The following is a 2,739-nucleotide window of genomic DNA, read 5'->3' as shown; positions in this document are numbered from 1 at the left end:
GCCGCTGGCCTCGCCGCTGGCCTCGGCGTCACCGGCCTCGGCATCAGTGGCGGTGGTGTCCGCCTCTGCTTCGGCGGCGGGCGCGGCGGCGGCCTCAGACTCGGACGAGGCCATGGCAGCTTCCTGGGAAGACGCTGCGTCGGACGTGTTGACGCTTTCGTCGGCGGCGCTGGCCTGCCAAGCAAGGGGGGTCAGCGAGGTGACGAGAAGCGAGAGTGCGGCCAGGCTGGCGGCACCCGCAACGCCCACGCGGGCGCGGAAGGGACGCAGTCGAGACATCGACTTCTCCTTCTTTCGACAGAATATGGACAGGACTTGTGTCCTAGCCTAGTGAAAGATGAGATAGTTCCACTATGTCTGACAGTTATCGCCTCAACCACAACTACACCGTTGTATTTCGTTGAGATTCCAGGCATTACGGCAATATAACAACTTCTCTGAACTCTTGGTCAGTGCCGAAAAACGCCAGCCCTCACCTATTTATCAGACAATCATGAAGACGCCGGCCACCGAATGCCCAAATTATGACCACTAGTGCCGAGACCGGAGGGAAGATTCACCACGATTTGAGTGTTGTAACTCACATGCGGGGATGTTGTTGGCCGAACACGCGACGTCGCCCCTCTATCGATGCCCTTGACCAATCGTTGGGTTGATTATCTGCGGGCGCACCCAGACGGCGCGAGGGGCGCACCCCCGCCCCGGCCTCGTCCCCGCTAGGACGCATCCTCGCAGGTCAGGCGCCCCGCTTCCATCGCGAACGTGCGGTCGGCGTAACGGCGCGCCTCCGATTCGTGGGTGACGATGAGGACGCCCGCTCCCCCATCGGCCGCTTCGCGCAGGAGGCGCAGGACGTCGGCCGCGTTCTGCGCATCCAACCCGGCCGTCGGCTCGTCCGCCAGGACGACGCTCGGGGTCATGAGGAGCGCGCGGGCCACGGCGACGCGGCGCAGCTCGCCGCCGGAAAGCTCGTTGGGGCGAGCGTCCGCCAGATCGGACAGGCCCACGGACGCCAGGAGCTCCTCGGCGCGCTTCGTCGAGTGCTCTCCCCCGGCGTACAGCACGGACGGCAGCAGGACATTCTCCAGGACGGTCAGGCTGCGCAGCGCCGTGTGCCCCTGCGGGATCAGGCCGATGCGCTCGTTGCGCAGCCGGGAGCGTTCCTCGTCGCCCATCGCATACAGATCCTGGCCACCCAGGCTGACGGTCCCCGCGGTGGGCGTAAGCATCCCGGCGAGCATGGTCAGCAGCGTGCTCTTGCCGCTGCCGGAGTGCCCGGTGACGACGGTAACCTGCCCCTCCTCCAGCGCGAGGTCAACCGGATGGACCGCCGTGAACAGGCGCGTCCCCTTGCGGGCGCGAGGAAATTCCTTGGTGAGGGAGGTCGCTTCGATGAGCATGTCACTCGCCTTCCTTGAGTAGGGCGCTGGCGTCCGCCGTATGCAGGGCGCGCAGCGCTATCCACGTTGATACGAGGGCGACAACCCCCATCGACGCCAACGCCCCCACGGCCAGGCCCGCGATCACCGGGAGCGAGGGCACCAGGAAACCGACGCCAATGGTCTGGCGCACGAGGCCGGAGAAGGAGGCGATGAGGACCCCCGACACGACGACGCCCACGGCGGCCCCCACGGCGTTCACGGTGACGGCCTCGAGGGCGACGACGCGCGAGATGAGCCCCCTGTGGGCGCCCAGGGCGATGAGGGTCCCGAATTCGCGCTTCCGCTCGACGATCATCATGACGAAGACGAGAGTGATCATCACCAGCCCGATGCCCCACACGGCCGCGATCAGGGCGCTCACCGTGCGGGAGGTGGCCTCGAGAGAGGCGGCGATGCCGCTGACCATCGTGGTCGAGGTCGTCACCGAGACCCCGGGCACGCGCGCCTCGATGTCGGCCGCGACGGCGTCCACGTCGCTCCCGGGTGCGACCCTCACCATGACCGAGGAGATGATGTGGTCGGTGTCGAGGCTCGTGTACTTGTTCAGCCCTTTTTCCAGCGAGGAATCGATGAGGATGCGCGCCGTGTCGAAGGTCGTGTACACGGCGTTGTCGAGGCTGGAGCCGGTGGTGTCGAATTGGGCGACGACGCGCAGCTTGTTGCCGAAGAGCGAGAAGTTCTCGGGGTCGGCCACGCTGACGTTTGCTCCGACGATGACCTCCATGTCGCCGAGCTCGACGTTCCCCGCAGTGTCGGAAATCCACGGCTGAATGGTGACGTCGGTAGCCGGGTCGAAGGCGATGACCTGGTAGCGGCCCGAGCAGCACGAGGCGCGGGCGGTGGCGAGGAAGAGCTGGGCCGAGGCGGACTCGACGCCGTCGACGGCGGCGACCTCGTCGCGCACCCCCTCGTCCATGTAGAAGTAGGAGGGCTCGGCGCTGACCAGGAACGCCTGCGCATCGAAGTCGTCGGCGTCCGCCGGAGTGACCATGATGTCGGCTCCGAGGCGCGACTCGACGGTGTGCAGGCCCCGGTCGATCCCGGTCACGAGCATGGTCCCGCCGAACACCACCATGGTCATGAGCGCGGAGAAGAGGACGAGGGTCCCCGATCGCACCGGGTACCCGCGCAGGTTCATCCACGGCAGTCGCGAAAGCGACAACATGCTATTCCTCCTGTCGCGGCGCCTAGATGGGCGCCAACTTCTGTCCCTGGACGGCGGCGGCGACCCGCGCGAGCGCGAGGCGGGTTCCGGCCACACCGAAGGCTACCAGCAGGGCGACCGTGAGCCCGGCGA

3 protein-coding genes are annotated in these 2,739 nt (G+C 66.8%); all 3 read right to left on the bottom strand.

The window, feature by feature from the left end; genetic code table 11:
• Positions 1-279 (bottom strand): hypothetical protein (locus HMPREF1138_RS03370; RefSeq protein WP_009056536.1); only part of this gene is annotated, 279 nt, incomplete at its 3' end.
• A 437-nt stretch (positions 280-716) separates the two neighbouring features.
• Positions 717-1,400, bottom strand: coding sequence for an ABC transporter ATP-binding protein (locus HMPREF1138_RS03365; protein ID WP_009056535.1), 684 nt, complete (start codon positions 1,398-1,400; stop codon positions 717-719).
• Between the two features lies 1 nt (position 1,401).
• Positions 1,402-2,607, bottom strand: a complete 1,206-nt coding sequence (locus HMPREF1138_RS03360) for an ABC transporter permease (RefSeq protein ID WP_009056538.1) — start codon at positions 2,605-2,607, stop codon at positions 1,402-1,404.
• Positions 2,608-2,739: the final 132 nt, after the last annotated feature.

The sequence above is a fragment of the Actinomyces sp. ICM58 genome (assembly GCF_000283035.1).
Classification (GTDB): Bacteria; Actinomycetota; Actinomycetes; order Actinomycetales; family Actinomycetaceae; genus Pauljensenia.
The sequence above is the reverse complement of the archived record's forward strand: the minus strand, read 5'-3'. Positions and strand labels throughout refer to the sequence as shown.

Bases quoted from the DNA above. Each gene is read 5' to 3' on its own strand.
- HMPREF1138_RS03365 (WP_009056535.1), bottom strand. From the start codon at position 1,400: ATGCTCATCGAAGCGACCTCCCTCACCAAGGAATTTCCTCGCGCCCGC.
- HMPREF1138_RS03360 (WP_009056538.1), bottom strand. From the start codon at position 2,607: ATGTTGTCGCTTTCGCGACTGCCGTGGATGAACCTGCGCGGGTACCCG.